The sequence below is a fragment of the Streptomyces sp. NPDC020780 genome, from assembly GCF_044334475.1.
Taxonomy (GTDB): Bacteria; Actinomycetota; Actinomycetes; order Streptomycetales; family Streptomycetaceae; genus Streptomyces.
In genome coordinates, this window is sequence record NZ_JBIRTB010000005.1 from 76,100 (window position 1) to 92,526 (window position 16,427).

At 72.6% G+C, this 16,427-nt stretch carries 10 protein-coding genes; 3 read left to right on the forward strand and 7 right to left on the reverse strand.

The annotated features are described in order from the left end of the window. Positions 1-798: 798 nt before the first annotated feature. The gene (locus tag ACH4VO_RS11305) at positions 799-1,824 is read right to left on the reverse strand and encodes a LacI family DNA-binding transcriptional regulator (protein WP_360991618.1); all 1,026 of its coding nucleotides are present in this window, start codon (positions 1,822-1,824) and stop codon (positions 799-801) included. Between the two features lie 354 nt (positions 1,825-2,178). On the opposite strand from ACH4VO_RS11305, the gene ACH4VO_RS11310 reads away from it, so the two are divergent. Then, a complete protein-coding gene (locus ACH4VO_RS11310; RefSeq protein WP_360991620.1) occupies positions 2,179-5,523 on the forward strand; it encodes a glycosyl hydrolase in 3,345 nt (1,114 codons plus the stop codon). A gap of 131 nt (positions 5,524-5,654) precedes the next feature. On the opposite strand, the gene ACH4VO_RS11315 is transcribed toward ACH4VO_RS11310, so the two are convergent. Beyond that, complete coding sequence (locus ACH4VO_RS11315; protein WP_360991623.1) at positions 5,655-6,125, reverse strand: ATP-binding protein; 471 nt, start codon at positions 6,123-6,125, stop codon at positions 5,655-5,657. A gap of 325 nt (positions 6,126-6,450) precedes the next feature. Here ACH4VO_RS11315 and ACH4VO_RS11320 point away from each other — a divergent pair, with 325 nt between their 5' ends. After that, the gene (locus ACH4VO_RS11320; protein WP_398440928.1) at positions 6,451-7,320 is read left to right on the forward strand and encodes a Scr1 family TA system antitoxin-like transcriptional regulator; all 870 of its coding nucleotides are present in this window, start codon (positions 6,451-6,453) and stop codon (positions 7,318-7,320) included. Then, complete coding sequence (locus ACH4VO_RS11325; RefSeq protein WP_360991626.1) at positions 7,317-7,502, forward strand: DUF397 domain-containing protein; 186 nt, start codon at positions 7,317-7,319, stop codon at positions 7,500-7,502. The genes ACH4VO_RS11320 and ACH4VO_RS11325 overlap by 4 nt, the downstream gene beginning before the upstream one ends. A 246-nt stretch (positions 7,503-7,748) precedes the next feature. On the opposite strand, the gene ACH4VO_RS11330 is transcribed toward ACH4VO_RS11325, so the two are convergent. The 5 genes from ACH4VO_RS11330 to ACH4VO_RS11350 all read right to left on the reverse strand — a co-directional run bounded on the left by ACH4VO_RS11330 (position 7,749) and on the right by ACH4VO_RS11350 (position 16,409). Then, entirely contained in the window at positions 7,749-9,167 is a 1,419-nt protein-coding gene (locus tag ACH4VO_RS11330; RefSeq protein ID WP_360991628.1) for an RICIN domain-containing protein, read from the reverse strand. A 129-nt stretch (positions 9,168-9,296) separates the two neighbouring features. Beyond that, positions 9,297-13,265 (reverse strand): hypothetical protein, encoded by a 3,969-nt coding sequence (locus ACH4VO_RS11335; RefSeq protein ID WP_360991630.1) that lies wholly within the window; start codon positions 13,263-13,265, stop codon positions 9,297-9,299. After that, on the reverse strand, positions 13,262-14,242 hold the full coding sequence (locus tag ACH4VO_RS11340; RefSeq protein WP_360991632.1) for a type VII secretion system-associated protein: 981 nt from the start codon (positions 14,240-14,242) through the stop codon (positions 13,262-13,264). The genes ACH4VO_RS11335 and ACH4VO_RS11340 overlap by 4 nt, the downstream gene beginning before the upstream one ends. 412 nt (positions 14,243-14,654) lie before the next feature. After that, the gene (locus tag ACH4VO_RS11345; protein ID WP_360991635.1) at positions 14,655-15,587 is read right to left on the reverse strand and encodes a type VII secretion system-associated protein; all 933 of its coding nucleotides are present in this window, start codon (positions 15,585-15,587) and stop codon (positions 14,655-14,657) included. 75 nt (positions 15,588-15,662) lie between these two features. Continuing rightward, the gene (locus tag ACH4VO_RS11350; protein WP_360991638.1) at positions 15,663-16,409 is read right to left on the reverse strand and encodes a type VII secretion system-associated protein; all 747 of its coding nucleotides are present in this window, start codon (positions 16,407-16,409) and stop codon (positions 15,663-15,665) included. Between the last annotated feature and the right edge of the window lie 18 nt (positions 16,410-16,427).

Sequence of the window (16,427 nt, forward strand, 5' to 3'; positions counted from 1 at the left end):
CCCTCGGCGCTCGGGGCCGGCGTACCGTCGCACCGCCGGGTTCGTCTCCGCCCCCGCGACGGCACGGGTCCGCCCGTGGGCCGGAGCGGTTGCCGTGCGGGAGCTTCCCGTAGGCGGAGGGACCGCACCGGCAGCGAGGCCGGTGGCGGCCACACACGCACGAGGACGAGACAGAAAATGACGAGGCCATGACATAAACATCTGCGGCATGCTCCTTGCGGCTCGGCCGAAACGATGGGCGTGACCCGGAATTTCCCCGGTGTGCGAGTGGAGCGACTCGACGTGTTCGTGATATCGAACAAAGGTCGGAGTGTCGAGCAAGCTAAAGAATAGGGAATCGGCGAGCGGCGTCAACGCCTCTCGCACAATTCGCCGCGAGGGCCGAAACATTCGCACTGCTGCAGGACCCCGACGGCGCAGGTTCACAAGCGGGCTCGTGCACGCGTGAGAGCGCCCTCACATGCGCATGCGCATGCGGAGACCGTACGGGCTCACTGCACACCGTCGATGGACTCACCGGCAAGCACGCGGTATCGGGACGTTCTGCCGTAACGCGCCGCCAACCGCTCACCTGCCGCTGCGACCCACGCCTGCAGGGGTGCATGAGGACACAGGGGAGATGGCTTCCGCCGGGCGCTCGGGAGGTGGAAGCGCCGGGGCGCCACGGCTGTCGCAGCTGACCCGCGCCGTCACCCGCAGGGAAGGCGAGCCAGGGTTGGCGGCCGGGCCGGAGCACGGGGCTCCTCCGCACCGGGCGTCAGGGGGCAGCGATCCGGAACAGGGGTACGCGCCTGGGACTCAGGAGGACTGCCGCCGCACCAGCACGGTGGGCGTGATGACGGAATCGGCCCCCGTCTGCCCGGGGTGGTCGAGGATGCGCATCAGCAGTCTGACCATCAGGCGGCCCTGCCCCTCGATATCCTGGCGCACAGTGGTGAGGGCCGGGGTCGCGCCGGAGGCGACATCCTCCATGTCGTCGAACCCGACGACCGAGACGTCCTCGGGCACCCGCAGGCCCCGCTCCCGGAGAGTGCGCAGCGCACCCCGGGCCATCAGGTCGTTCGCGGCGAACACGGCGTCCAGTCCCGGACACCGGTCGAGCAGCGCCCGCATGGCTCGGACCCCACTCTCCTCGGTGAAGTCGCCGCTCTGCACCAGTTCGGGGTCGGCGTCGACGAGGACGTCGTGGTAGCCGGCCGCACGGTCGACCGCGGAGGTCTGGTCGGGCGGCCCGGCGATGTGCGCGATTCTCCGGCGGTCCGCGGACACGAGGTGCGATACGGCCGCACGCGCACCTCCCCTGTTGTCGCAGTCCACGTACGGGACGCCCGGGAAGGAGCTTGCGGCGGGGCGGCCACCGAACACGGACGGCACTCTGCTGTGGGCTATCAGCTGGGCGAGCCGGTCGTCGCTGTGCAGGGAGAACGCGAGAGCGCCGTCCACGTGCCCGCCGGAGAGGTACCGGGCGATCCGGTCGTGGTCGGAGTCCCCCTCCACCCACAACAGCACGAGCTGAAGATCGTTCGCCGTCAGCTCCCGACTGATCCCTCTCACCTGCTGCTCGAAGAAGGGATCGGAGAACACCCGGAACTCGGGCTCCGCGATGATCACGGCGACGGCACCGGTACGTTGGGTGACCAGCGAACGTGCCGCCTGGTTGGGGACGTAGCCGAGCTCGTCGACGGCCTTGCGCACCTTGTCGATGAGCGGCTGGCGCACTCCGGACCCGCCGTTGACCACACGGGACACCGTCGCCCGTGAGACGCCCGCGCGAGCCGCCACCTCTTCCAGGGTGGGGCGAGGTGTCATCGTCTGCTCGGGCAAGAGGCTCTCCTGTTCTGCGTACGGAAGCCGGGCGGGCTGCCGTTGCAGCATAGTCCTGCGGCCGGACTCGTGAGAGCGCTCCCAGCCACGGGCCGACCCGTACTCCTCCGGCGACCTCGTCATGCGTCGCGGCGGCAGGCGAGGACGAGGCGCGCACGCCGGTTCGCGGCACGCCACAGCGCCTTCGCGCACGTCAGACGCACGGATTCACTCGACCGCCCGGGACCCGGGCGCGCCCTTCAACCCCTGGAAGACACAGGCGCCGGGGAGGCGGTTCCGGCTCAAAGTATTGACCGGACCCAGGTACAGCCCTACGTTGTCGGCGAATTGAGAGCGCTCTCAAAGGGGAAGTGCATGAGATCTCACAGATATCTGTCGTTGCTGACGACGGCCGCTCTGGCCGCCGGGGCCCTGGGCACCGTCAGCACCGGTGTCGCCTCCGCCGCCACCATCGAGGTCGGCAAGGGCAGTTACAGCGACGTGCGCCCCGCCGGCCGCCAGGGGCCGTCGGACAACGGTGGCCAGGCGGTCAAGCCGAAGGTCACGCCCGCGATGGCGGACACGCCCGTCCCGACGAACGACTGGTGGTCCTCGCTGGCCTTCCAGCGCTTCTCCGCCAACCCGTGGTCGGAGAACATGTACGGCCACCCGCTCACCTACAAGGCGGTCTCCGGCGGTCTGGAGGTCGGCTACCCGACCACGCACCAGATCGTGGGCGGCGGCCGTCAGTACGAGTTCCCGCACAAGGCCGATCTGACGGTGGGACTCGCGGGTCTCAACTCCCCCGACGCCAAGGCGGACGGCTGGAGCGACTGGACCGTCAGCCCGGCCTGGAACGACGGTGCGCGCAGCCTGCGGACGACCATCGGACACGGTCTGCCGTACGTGTACGCGGAAGGCACCGGCGGGGCGGCGCAGATCAGCGCCGCGGCCCCGCCGACCGTCTTCGCCGACCAGGGCAACGTCCTCGGTGTCACCATCTCGGGTCACGACTACGCGCTGTTCGCCCCGAGCAGCAGCGACTGGACCGTCTCCGGCAACGAGATCCGGGCGGATCTGGGCGCTGACCACTACTTCTCCCTGGCGGTGCTTCCCAGCAAGGCGGCGCTGGCCGACTTCGAGAAGTACGCCTTCAGCTTCGTCACCGGTTCGACGGTGGACTGGGAGTACAAGGAGGGGGACGGCGAGGTCACGGCCACCTACTCGCTGACCACCGAGGCGAAGGAGGGGACCGAGACGGGCACCTTCCAGGCGCTCTATCGCCACCAGTGGCTGCACACCACCGATCCGCTGACCGCCTACCGCTACGTCTCCTCACGCGGCGAGATGAAGGTCCGCGAGGGCACGTCCTTCACGACCACGCAGAAGGTGAACGGCGTCCTGCCCGGCCTGCCGAGCGCCGCGGGCGTCGACCGGGCGAAGCTCAAGGGCTACATCAACGACGTGCTGACCCAGGGCGACCCCTTCAGCGGCGCGATCGACACCTACTGGACGGGCAAGGCCCTGGGCAAGCTCGCCCAGCTCGTCCCGCTCGCGGACCAGATCGGCGACACCGCCGACCGGGACAAGCTGCTGAGCCTGCTCAAGGGCCGTCTGGAGGAGTGGTTCACCGTCGGTGGTGCTTCCGAGTTCTCCTACGACAAGGACTGGCGCACCCTCATCGGGTACCCGGCCTCGTACGGAAGTGACCAGGAGCTCAACGACCACCACTTCCACTACTCGTACTACGTGATGGCCGCGGCCGTCGTGGCGCAGTACGACCCTCAGTGGGCCGCCGACTCCGAGTGGGGCGGCATGCTCAAGGAACTCGTCAAGGATGCCGCGAACCCGGCCAGGAACGACCCCAAGTACCCGTTCCTGCGCGGCTTCGACGTCTACGCCGGCCACAGCTGGGCCGCGGGCCACGAGGCGTTCGCCGCGGGCAACAACCAGGAGTCCTCCTCCGAGTCGATCAACCTCAGCGCCGGACTGATCCTGTGGGGCTCGGCGACGGGGAACAAGGCGCTGCGTGACCAGGGCGTCTACATGATGACGACCGAGTCGGAGGCGATCGCGCAGTACTGGTTCGACGCCGACCAGCAGGTCTACCCGGAGGACTTCACCCACGACGTCGTCGGCATGGTCTGGAGCAGCGGCGGAGCGTACTCGACCTGGTGGACCGCCAACCCCGAGGAGATCCACGGGATCAACTTCCTTCCGATGACCGGTGGTTCCCTGCACCTGGCCCGCGAGAAGGAGATGCTCCGCCGCAGCGTCACGGAGATGGAGAAGGAGAACGGAGGTCCGGCGGTCGAGTGGAAGGACGTCTTCTGGCAGGTGCAGGCCCTCTACGACCCTGCCAAGGCCATGAGCTACTGGAACCAGTGGAACGGCGGTTACGTTCCCGAGGCCGGCGAGACCAAGGCCCACACCTATCACTGGGTCGCCACGATGAACGCCATCGGATCGCCGGACATGACGGTCACGGCCAACTCCCCGACCGCCGTGGCCTTCGACAAGAACGGCACCACGACCTACTCCGCGCACAACTACACCACCGAGGCGTGCTCGGTGCTCTTCTCCGACGGCGGCGTGCTGAACGTCCCGGCGCGGTCGACCGCCTCCGGCGCGGGCACCGACACGGAGCTCGGCACCCCGTGCGGCGCCCCCGGGGACGACAAGCCCGGTGCGCCCGGCACCCCCGTCGCGAGCGATGTCACCGACAACTCCGTGACACTCACCTGGAAGGCGGCGACCGACGACAAGGGCATCAAGGACTACGACGTCTTCCGCGGCACCACCAAGGTCGCCACGACCCCCGGAACCACCTACACCGACACCGGACTGACCCCGGGCACCCAGTACACCTACAGCGTCAAGGCCCGCGACACCTCCAACCAGGTCGGCCCGGCCAGTGGCACCGTGACCGTCACCACCACCGGTACCCCTCCCCCGCGCGACGAGGCGCCCGGTGCGCCCGGCACCCCGGTAGCGAGTGATCTCACCAGCAGCTCCGTGACACTCACCTGGAAGGCGGCGACCGACGACAAGGGCATCAAGGACTACGACGTGTTCCGCGGCACCACCAAGGTCGCCACGACCCCCGGAACCACCTACACCGACACCGGGCTGACGGCCGGCACCGCGTACACCTACAGCGTCAAGGCCCGTGACACCGCCGGCCAGGTGGGCCCGGCGAGCGGTTCCGTGACCGTCACGACCGCGGGTCCCCCGCCGGTCACGGGGAACACCTTCTACCTGCGCTCCGGTGGTGAGCTCACCACCCAGGCGGCAGGAGCGGGTTCGTCCGACACCATCGCGTCGGCCGGAGGGGCCAATCGCGACGGAACCCCGTACAACCCGCTCGTCTACGAGGTGAAGAACGTCAGGGGCACCCTGAAGGCGGGCTCCGCCACGGCCTTCACCTTCAAGGTCGACGCCGGTACCAACGTCGGCTACGCCCAGCAGGCCCGGGTCTCCTACGACCTGACCGGCGACGGCACCTTCGACCGGGTGGAGACGTTCCGCTACTTCGCCTCCGACCCGGTCACCGGCTGGGAGGACTACGCGTCGGCCCGGCAGGGTGTCTCCTCCGCGACGGGGACCCTGGGCGACCTGAACGGGGGCACCGTCCGCGTCGAGGTCTGGAGCGCACTGGGCAACGGCCCGTCCACCCTCCAGGTGGGCACCGGTTCCGTCCTCACCACTCCCTTCGCCTGACGGGGAGACCCGGCCCGGCCGGTGGGCGTGCCCACCGGCCGGGCCGGCCCATGGGACCGGCCAGATCCCGTGGGCCCGGTCCGGCCCGACGGCGAGGAGCGGGCTGAGGAGATGGTGGGCCGTCGGGCACCCTAAGGGCGGCACGGCAGATCGAACTCCGCACGCACGGTCTTCCCCACGGGGACCCGGTCGTGCACCGACCAGCGGTCGGCCAGCGCCTCCACGAGGAGCAGCCCCCACCCCCCGGGCTCGCCCGCCCCGCGCCTGCCGAGGGTTCCCGGCGCGGGTGGCTTCCGCTCACCGCGCGCGTCGGAGACCTCGATGCGCAGGACGGCACCGGGGGCACGGGTCAGCCTCAGCTCGAAGTCCCGCCCGGCCACCCGGCCGTGTGTCACGGCGTTCGCCGCCAGCTCGGCGACGACCAGGGCGGCCGCGTCGGACAGTCGGCCGCCGAGAGGAACACCCCACCGGTCGAGCTGGAGCACGGCGAGCCGCCGGGCGAGCCTGGCTCCACGCGGGGTGGAGCTGAAGCGCTGGGTGAACGTGTGGGCGGCGCGCGGTGCGCGGCTGCTGGGCGCCGTGGGGGTGGCGGGAGTCGTCATGGGAGCCACGGTGGTCCGGTCCCGCGCGGGCCGCCAGATCAGCGGATCGTACGGGGAGCGGGCGTACGGATGGCGGTTGCGCGGGCCCGGAAGCGGTCGCCGCGAGGATGAGGACATGCCCGCGTCCGGTCTGCGGGGTTCTTGGCTTCCGCTGCTTCCCAACGAGCCTCCACACCCGCACCACCGCCTCCGGGGTGCGGTGCCCGTGCGCCAGGTCGGGGACCCGTACGCTGAGTCAGCGTACGGGTGCGGAGAGTGGACGCCGGGTGCGGTGGCGCGTGAGCATGGGGTGGACGGCGGGAACGTGTACGTGGAGGTGGGCCGGTTGGACGACGGGGCGGTGGGTGCGGGTGGCATCTGCGGGGGTACAGCGGGCAACGGTGGGGCGGAGCCTGAGGGTTCGGACAGCCTGAAGGCGTTCGGGGAGGTCGTGAAGGCGTTCCGGGCGCGGGCCCGGCTGACGCAGGAACAGTTCGCCGCGCGGGTGCGGTATTCCGTGCCGACCGTGGGCTCGATCGAGCAGGGGCGGCGGTTTCCTTCGACGGAGTTCATCGACCGCGCCGAGGAGGTCCTGGACGCCTTCGGGACGCTGCGGGGTGCGGCACGGCATCTGTCGCGGCGACCGGGGCTGGCCAGTTGGTTCCGGCAGTGGGCACGGCTGGAGCAGGAGGCGGTCAGCCTCTATACGTACGAATGCCGTCTGGTTCCCGACCTGTTGCAGACCGAGGCGTACGCGCGCAGGCTGTTCGTCAACCAGCTGCCGCCGTTGGGCGACGAGCAGATCGAGGCACAGTTGGCTGCGCGGCTGGAGCGGCAGCGGTTACTGCGGGAACGGCCGAACACGGCGTACAGCTTCATTCTGGAGGAGGGGGTGTTCCTGCGTGGAACGGGCGGGCCGAAAGTGACCCGAGACCTCGTCGAGCACGTGTTGCGGTTGGCGGAGCTGAGGAACATCGAGATTCAGGTCATGCCCCAGACCCGAGAGGATCACGCAGGGTTGGACGGACCGATCCAACTGCTGGAAACCCGGGACAACACGTGGTTGGCGTACTGCGAGGGACAGGAGAGCGGGCAGCTCAACTCCGACCGCAAAGTGGTCAGCATGCTCCAGATGCGGTATGCCAGGATGCGGTCACAGGCTCTTTCCCTAGAGGACTCCACGAGCCTGCTGCGGAGGATGCGAGGAGCGGCATGAGTAGCACAGAACTGGACTGGTTCAAGAGCAGCTACAGCGGAGGTTCCGGCGACAGCTGCGTCGAGGTGGCGACCTCCCCCGAGGCAGTCCGCGTCCGGGACTCGAAGGTCGAGGAAGGGCCTCAACTCGCCCTGGCGCCTGCCTCGTGGACCAGCTTCGTCGCGTACGCGGCTCAGGCCTGACCGAGCGCCCGTACCGGTTCGGGTTCGGTAAAGGGGGCGCTCCTCTCGGGTGTTCTTCATCCTCTGGGTGAAGTAGGCGTGGGCTGCTCGCCTCTCGTCCCGGCTTCGCCGTCGGCCGTTGCCCACTGCTCTCCGGATGAAGCGGGGGCAGGGGCGCCGGACGCCGGGAAGGAGAACGTCCCCGTTCTCTCGGTGCGGTCGAGCGCACCGAGAGAACCGGGACGTGTGGTCCGTCGGAGCGAGTGCTCAGACGATCCAGTGATCACCGGAACCGCAGTCGGCGATTTCCAGGCGGGCGTCGTTGCCCGCTCCCCCGCCGCCGGTCGGGCGCATACAGAGGTCGTTGCTGGCGGCGTTCCGGATCCAGTTCGTCCCGTCCCCGCGGGGGTCGAGCCACCAGAGCTGGTTGTCACCGCTCGGGCGGCAGTGGAACTCGCTGACCTTCGTTCCCGCCGCCCTCGCCCCGTAGTCGCCCAGGTCCAGGCAGAGCCCGTCCTTGCTGTTGCGGACCAGGAAGAGCGGGGCGTTCTGGGGCCCGCCGTTCTGGCTCACGATGTCCAGACTCCACAGCTGGTTGTCACCGGCCGTGTTGTTGCACGGGAACTGGTTGACGGGTTCGTTGATCTTGCCCGCGCCGTAGCCCCCGATGTCCACGCACTGTCCGGTCGCCGCGTTCTTGAGGACGGTGTTCTGCACCCCGGAGCGGCCGTTGGCCCACCGGCGGAGCTTCTCGGCCGGGGTCAGCTCCACGACCGCGGCCTTCTTCTCGGTCTTGGGCTTGGGCTTGGTCGTGGACGCGCTCGGTGACGGTGTGGGCGTCTCCTTGCGGACCACAGGGACGGGCGGCGGCTGCTGCTTCTTCTCCTTCTCCTCCTTCTTGCTCGGCTTGACGGAGGGCGCCGGTGACTTGCTGGTGTAGGTGTCCGGAGCAGCGGAGCGTTCGGTGTCCAGGACCGTCCCGGCGGCGTTCTCCGTCCGGGTCCGCTCGGGCTTGCGGTCGTCCTGCCCGGCTACGAGGAACGGGACCGCGATGAGGAGCGCGCCGACGATCGCCGCCGCGGCCAGCATCGGCTTCTTGGGGCGGCTGCCGGGCGGTTCGTCGCCCGCGTGTCCACTCGCGCCCGTGCCACCGCTACCGGCCGCTGCCGCGGCCATCGCGGCGTCCGGGGACGCGCCCGCGGTGCTGACGGTCGCCGACCCCGCGGCCGGGGCGGAGGGGGCGGCGGACGGCGTCGCCGCCGTAGAGGCGGCCGAGGCGCCGGAGGCAGCCGTACCCGCCCAGGAGGTCGTACGTCCCGAGGAGGCCGGAGAGGCGGACGTGGCCGTGGAGTCGGCCGTGGACGCACCTGGTTCAGGCGTTTCCCCGGCCGAGGGCCCCGGGGCGCCGATACCTCTCGCGGTACCGGCGGCCGCGACGGCTCCCGTCCGCTCCGTCGTCCTCTTCCGGGCTCCCTCGTTCTCCGGCTCGGTGCCCTCCGGCTCGCTGGTCTCGGGGTCCCGGTTCTCCGGGTCCTTGCTCGCCCGGCTTTCCGTGCGGGCAGCCGGGTCCGGGCCGGCCGCGGTGGACGGCGTACTCGTGGGGCCACGCCGTGCGCCGCCCGGAGCGAGTGCGCCCCCGGGGTCGCCGGTCGCCCCGCGCATCGTCACCGCCCGGCGGACCGACACCGGTGTGTTCCCGGATCTCCCGGGGTCGCCCGCACCGGCGGACGTACCCGACGGCGGTGGTACGCGATGGGAAGGATCATGCTCACGCGCCATGCAATTTCCTTACTCATGTCTGGGTTCGGTGTCGTGTCACGGCCCGGCGCCCACGGCACCCACGCAGCGCTCCGGCCAGTGGCCGGTGCCCGCAGGTACCGCCGAGCGCCCGCGCACGACATCGTCCAGCCGGGCGAGTACGGCCCGATCCACGTCGGGATCGGGCTTGGTCGCCATGGCTGGACCGGTCAGTTCACGCAGATAGATCTGTACGGCCTGGCCGTCGCGACGGACGTCCAGTACCCGGAAGAGGGTCCCCGGGGCGAACACCACCTCGTCCGGTCCCCGGCCGTGGTCGGACAACTGCCGTACACGACGGCCCGCCACCGACCAGATGACGTAACTCCCGCCCGGCACGGTCGCCGTGCCGGTGGGGTCGAACGGGGTGGTGCTCAGTACGGCCGCGTCGCGCAGCAGTGTCCCGGGGCGGGGAAGGGCGGGGGCGCCGGGACCCTCGGCGACGGGATCACTGCCCGTTCCGCGCAGCACCGCACCCCGGTAGGACGGCAGCCGGGTCAGAGCCGAGGCCACACAGGCACCGTACGGCAGCATGTTCGGCTCGTACTCGCGCAGGGCCCGCGTCAACGCGCCGTGGCTCAGGGGGCCTTCGGGGACATGCAGGTACATCCGCAGTGCGATCAGATCGGCGCGGGCGGCCTCCTGCTCCTTGCCGCGCAGCGCGGGCATACGGGCCAGGGAGCGGGCGACGGCCGCGCCGTGCCGGTCCCACATCCCCTCCGCGAGCGTGCGGAAGGCGGTGCGTTCCACTTCGGAACTGCGGTGTCCGGGGTCGAACGGCACGGGCGGCAGCGGGGCCTGCGGGATCTCGGCCTCGGTGGCCTCGACTTCTCCGGTGGCCTGGTCGGCTTCGGCTTCTTCGGCGGCGTCCGGGGTGCCGGGGGAACCCGGGGCGTCGGGTATGTCCGTCGCCCGTGACGGGTCAGGTGTCACCGAGGGACCGGAACTCTCCGCCGCTTCGCCGGCTTCGTCCGGTTCGCCGGTCCCGCCCGTCGCCGTCCCGGTTCTGCCTGGCTCTTCCAAGGCGTCCGGTTCCTCGGACGGCACGTCCCCGGATGCCATGGCTCCTGGTGAGGCGGGGGGCCTGGCGGGTGCCGGATCGGCCGGTGTCCCTGATGCCACGCGCATCGGAGTCGGCGGGGGGACGACTTCAGGCCGCCCGGAAGCCTCCGGTTCATCCGGACCGAGGTCGCCTGCGGGCTCCGCGGCCGGGGCTCCCTCGGCGGACGGGCCCGCCGCGTCCGCCGCCGGGGTGTCTTCGGACGGGGCGTCTCCCGCGTGGGCGACTCCGGACTGGGCGCCTTCAGACCGGGTGCCTTCCGCCGGAGTGCCTTCCGCCGGAGTGCCTTCCGCCGGCGTGCCTTCGGACCGCGTGCCTTCCGCCGGGGCGCCTTCAGACCGCGTGCCTTCCGCCGGAACACTTTCCGCCGGGGTGCCTTCGGACCGCGTGCCTTCCGCCGGGGAGCCCTCCGCCGACACACTTTCCGCCGGACTGTCCCCAGCCGAAATACTCTCCGCCGGGGTGCCTCCACCAGAGAAGCCACCACGCGGGAAGCCCTCGGTAGCGAGGCCATCGGCCGGGAGGCCCTCAGCCCGACTGCCCTCAGTCGGGGAGCCTTCGGCCCGGCTCCCACCCACAGGGAAGCTCTCAGCCCTGCTGCTCCCAGCCCCGCCGCCCGCAGCCGAGCTGCCACCAGCCGAGGTGTTGCCGGGTCGGGTGTTGCCGGGCGGGGTGTTGCCGGGCGCGGTGGAAGCGTCGGTCCGCGCAAGGGCGGCAGGCTGCGCCGGAGCACCGGTCGCCGCCGGGCCGTCCTCCGTCCCGGCGGCCATGCCCGTTCCCCTACCGTCGGGCGTCGCACCGCCGCCGGGCCGCGCGGGCCCCTCGGCCGTCACAGGACCGGCGTCCACGCCGGGCCCGCCGCTCCGCCCGGGATCACCGGCTCGGCCTGGCGGATCACCGGCTCGGCCCGACACGTCACCGGCTCGGCCCGGCTCCGCAGGGGATTCACGGAACCCCCTGGGGCCGTCGGGCCCTTCAGTCGTGCCCGTGCCGGGGGCCCGTCCGGGCACCCCGGCGTTCGACGGCTCGTTCGCGCCCGCCACCGCGCCGGCCATCGCTTCCCGGAGCTGGCGAGCGCGTTCGGCCCGTGCGGCCCGTCCGGCGCCTTCCGCCGGCCGGCCGGGCCCGATCCCGGCGTTGGGCCCCTGCGGTGACGGCGGCAACGGCCGCGACGGCAAGCCCGGCCGCCCCGGCTGTGCGGCCTGCCCCGACTGCGCGGTCTGCCCCGGCTGTTCCGCCCGCAGCGGCTCCGGGCGCGGCTGTGCCGCTTGCGCGGGCCGGCCCGGGAGGCTCGGTTGCGCGGACTGTGTCCGGGTGCCCTGGCCCGGCTCCGGCCGGCCCACCGACGCAGCGGCACCGGCCTGGCCGGCCCCCGTCGCAGCGGGCCGCATCGGCGCGGGCGGGGCCGCGGCCGCCGTCCGGGCGGGCAGCGCCTGGCCCTGGGCCGTGGGCCTGGCCCGAGCCGGGGCCGGGGCGGGAGCGGCGTAACGCAGGGTGCGCAGCCGGTGCTGGGCCGCCAGCTGGCGCAGGCCGCGCCCGCCGTCATGGGTCACGCCGTGCACGTGGAGGGTCGCGCGCTCACGCAGGGCCGGTGTCAGGGCTCCCAGCAGACGCGACAGGGCCGGCGCCAGCGAGGCGTCCATGAGCTCACCCGGCATGCCCAGCTCGATCACCGGTCCGCCCGGGTCCACCTGACGCGCCGTGGGGGACAGCGGGGGGCCGCCACGCGGGCCGACCCAGAGGCCCGCCCTGGTGACGGTCACCTGCCAACGGTCCGTCAGGCCGGTCACGCCCGTCTCCGGGTGCGCGGGCCCCGGCAGCGGGGGGCTCCAGCGCAGCAGCCGGGGCGGCCGGGCCCGGCCCTCCCCGTCCGGCGGCCGGCACACGACGGCGTCGACGAACGGCAGCCACGTCGGCGTACCGTCCGGCGCGGCCAGGACCGACCGTACGGAGTACGAACCCAGCGGACCGGCCGCCGCGATGAGCGGCAGCCCGGTCATCACCTCCACGTCCGTCTCCAGCCGGTCGCACACCGACTGCGCGAGCCGCAGCACGTCACGCCGCCCGCCGGGCGCGAGCCGCACGCCGGACCTGACCTCCTCCGGCAGGGCCGCCAGTACCTCGGCGACCTCCTCGGCCGCCACGTCCTCGCCGTAGGGAACACCGATCACCACGGCCGGGCGCCGGGGGTCGACCGGCACGGCGTGGTACAGGTCGCCGGGCTGGGCCGCCGGGGCCCCGGCAGGGCGTACCAGCAGTCCGGCGGGGATGTGTTCCACCACACTGCCGCCCGCCGTACCCGACGGCACGTCGCGCAGCGCGAGCTGCCAGGAAGGCTCCGGGCTGCGCGGGCCCAGGGGTTCGGGCTCCGCGCCCGGGGCGAACCGCCACCAGCCGCCCTCCGCCGGTTTCCCGTCGGAGGAAGGGGCGGGAGGGACGAAGAGCGAACCGCCGGGTACGACGAGGGGCGCTCCGTCCGGGGCCTTGACCGCGAACCCCCAGGCGTCGGCGATCCGGCGTGCGGTGCCGGGCCGGTCCTTGGCGTCCTGTCCGGCACCGGCCATGACGAGCCGTACGGTGTCGGCGCCGGACTCGCTCAGCGAGTCCAGCAGCTCGCTCAGTCTCGGCCAGAAGGCGGCGGAGTCCATGCCCTCGGCGCCCGCGATGACGGTCACGGTCCCGTCGTCCGTGCGCGTGCCACGTGCCAGGTCGGCGACGTCGGCGGGGGTGAGCGTGTTGTCCGACGGCGTCCGGAGCAGCAGCAGGCCGTCGTGGTCCTCGACCAGAAGCCCTTCCGCCGCTGTGCTGTCCGGCCCCTCGTCGGCGGGCCGGACGTCGGCGGGCCGGACCTCGGCGGACCGGCGCCCGGCCGGGACCGAGGACCGGTCGCCGCGGCGCCACGCGAAGGGGCCACGTCGGCGGATCACTCCTTGGACCCCTTTCCGGCCGTGGGCTCCGTCGCTGCGGGGGCGTCGGGTGCCTCAGGTACGCGGGCTCTGCCGGAGCCGTCCTGCGCACCAGCCGGGGCGGTGTCCGCACCCGGGGCCGCGTCGTCCGCATCTCCCCCAGCCGCCGCGCCCGCCGGGTCTCCTACCCGTACCGCGTGGATGCGCGCGGTCCCCGCCGCTCCCGACGCGTCCACGCTCACCGGACGGTTCTCGCCGCGCTCCTGGGCCGCGATCTCCTCGGCCAGCGCCTCCGTCTCCATGACCATCCCGGCCGGTCCGGTCGGGTTCACGTAGAGGGAGTGCCCCTCGGGCAGTCCTTCCACCACGTCCGCCACGGGGACCAGCCGCGCGGCGAACGTCCCGACGACACGGTGGTAGGCGGGGCTGGTGAAGACGGGAACGACGGGTTCGCCCTGGGCCGTCCGCAGGGCGGCCGGCTCGCCGTCGGGCCCGAGGAGCACCGCGACCTGGGCGGCGGCCAGCGTACGGAGGACCTCTCCGGCGGGGCCGTAGCCGGTGACGGCGCGCTGGATCGCGGATTCGACGGGATCGGTGGCCCTGGGCCAGCCGAGCGCCTCCGGGGAGGGGCGGTACCCCTCGTTGTCCTCCCAGGCAACGATCGTGCCCGTGCTGTCCGTACGCCACCGGCCGGGGATCGCCCAGTCCGGTGGGGTGCCCGCGCCCTTCCACGCCGCGTCGGGAACGCTCAGCCAGCGGCCCGGCAGGCCACGGGCCGCATCGACCACTTCGGGAGGCGGTTCGGGCAGCCCGGCCGTGTTCCCGGCCGCGTCGTCGTCCGTGGCCGGCGGCATGACGGGGGTGGGGGCGGATCCGGCGCTTCCGGTCACGGTCCGCGCGTACGCCGGTATCGGCGCGGGGTCCTCGGCCGCGGGGAGTGGTTCGGGCCGGGGCACGGGGGGCGCCTGCGGGACGGACCTGTCGTCGTACTCACTCACCGGCGGGCACTCCAGAAGCAGAAGACACGGTCCATCCTTTCGAACTCACCCTCATCAGTTAACAGTCCGGTGGTACGGACCTCTAAGTCGGGGTGCCCTTCCGTGCGATGCCGGGGTGCGGAACGTGACGCCGGACGGCACGGCGGCCGTGGCCCGGACCGGGGACCACTTCGTCCCCGGAACCACCGCCCCCGCGAGAACGTCGTCCGCCACGGCCCGGGGACCACGTCGGACGACGGCTCGAAGATACGTTCAAGTGTCAACCGTACACGTAAGGAGGCCAGTTGGTCGGCCGTGCCGATCGCCCGGTTTCCGCACGTCCGCCGCACGTCCGCCGTACGCCTGGCGTACGCCTGCCGTACGCCCTGCGTGCATCCCCGGCCCGGTGCGGGCAGCCGGAACAACCCGCCTGTCAGTCCTCGTCCGTCTCGCCGGTACGGGGCCGGTTCCGCCCCTGGGCGGTGTCCGCGCCGGTATCGGGCGCCTCCTCCGGCCCGTCCGGCCGCGGCAGTGGGCCCGCGGCCGTGAAGTCGGGCCAGTCGTCGGTCGGTCCGGTGTCCGACTGATCCGCGCCCGCCCCGAAAACGCCCCCGGCCGGTGCGGGCTCGGGCGGCCACGCCTCGACGTCGTCCAGCGCCGCGTATCTCTCCAGTTCGGCCATGGCCGAGCGCAGCGCGCTCGCCGTGACGAGCTGACCCACCGGAGCGGAGGAGCTGAGGAAGAGCACCTCCTTGTCCTCCGGCAGCCGGTCCAGGAGATCGGGGACGGACATCACCTCGTGCGGGGGCAGTTTGTCCTGCTCCAACTCCGGTGACGTCGAGAAGACGGGTACGGCCTCCGTACCGTCCTCCGCGTCGGTCACCGCCAGGCCGCCCTGCCCGTCGACGCACACGGCCACTTCGGCGTCGGCGAGCATCAGGGCGAACAGGTCCTCCGAGGCGTAGCCGGTGGCGACCAGCTGCACGGCGGCGTCCACGGGGCCGACCGGCGGGGCCCAGCCGTGGGCGTCGGGTGAGGGCCGGTACTCGTCGTTCGGCTCCCACTCGACGATCTCCCCGTTCTCGTCGCTGCGCCAGCGCCCGAGGCTCGCCCAGGAGGGCGGGGGCTCGCCCTCGTCACCGCTCCAGTGCCGGTCGATGACGGACAGCCAGTGGTTGGGGGCCACCTTGGCGGCCTTGACGTAGTCCTCGGGCGGTTCCCGGAATCCCGGTCGGCCCTTCAGCACGGCGGACGGGCCGCCCTGTGCGGTGGAAGGGCCCGGGCCCTCGCCGGCGGGCCCGTCCGCGGTGTCCGCCTCGGCGGGGTTCTCGGGCTCGTGGTCCGGAGGACCGGAAGGGCTCGTCATGCGGGGCAACTCCATCGGTGTGCGGTGTGCGGTGTGCGGTGTCGGGGTGCGGTGTCGAGAGGACGTACGACGGGGTCAGTCGCCGGAGCCGGCCGCTCCCCCGGCCCGGGTGCCGGCGGCGGTCGCGGTGACCGGGTGCTTCGGCACGTCCCCGCCTGGGGCCGCCGAGGAGCGCGCGGAGGCCGACGGCTCTCCGGACTCCTTCACGCCGCCGGTCTCCGCCGTCCCCCGGGCCGCCGCTTCGAGCGCCTGACGCAGGGCGTCGGTCTCCACCGCCATGCCGACGGGCCCCGAGGGGTTGAGGTAGAGCACGTGGCCTTCCGGTATCCGGTCCACCAGCTCGTGCACCGGCGCCAGTTCGTAGCCGAAGCGCCCGGCCGCGTGCAGGTACGGGGGCGAGGTGAAGACGGGCACCACCGCCGCCCCGTCGGGCGAGGTGGCCGACAGCGGGGCGCCGCCGGGTGCGAGCAGGACGGCGACCTCCGCCACGGCCAGTGTCCGCGGGACCGCCTCGCCCGGGCCGTAACCGGTGGCGGCGAGCTGGACCGCCTCGTCCACCGGGTCGGTCGGCGCGGACCAGCCGAGTGCCTGGGGCGAGGGGCGGTACTCCTCGTTGGGACGCCACTCCTCGATGTCACCGTCCTGACCGGACCTCCACCGGCCCACCACCGCCCACTCGGGCGGTTCGCCCTCCCCCGCCCACGCGGGGTCGACCATGCCCAGCCAGTGGTCGGGAGCGAGCCGGGCGGCCTCCTCGATCTCCTCGGGGACCGGCGGCACGGTGTCGTCGGCGGCTCCGGCCCCGGCGGTGTTGTCGTTCATGAGCTCCTCGCTCGGGTG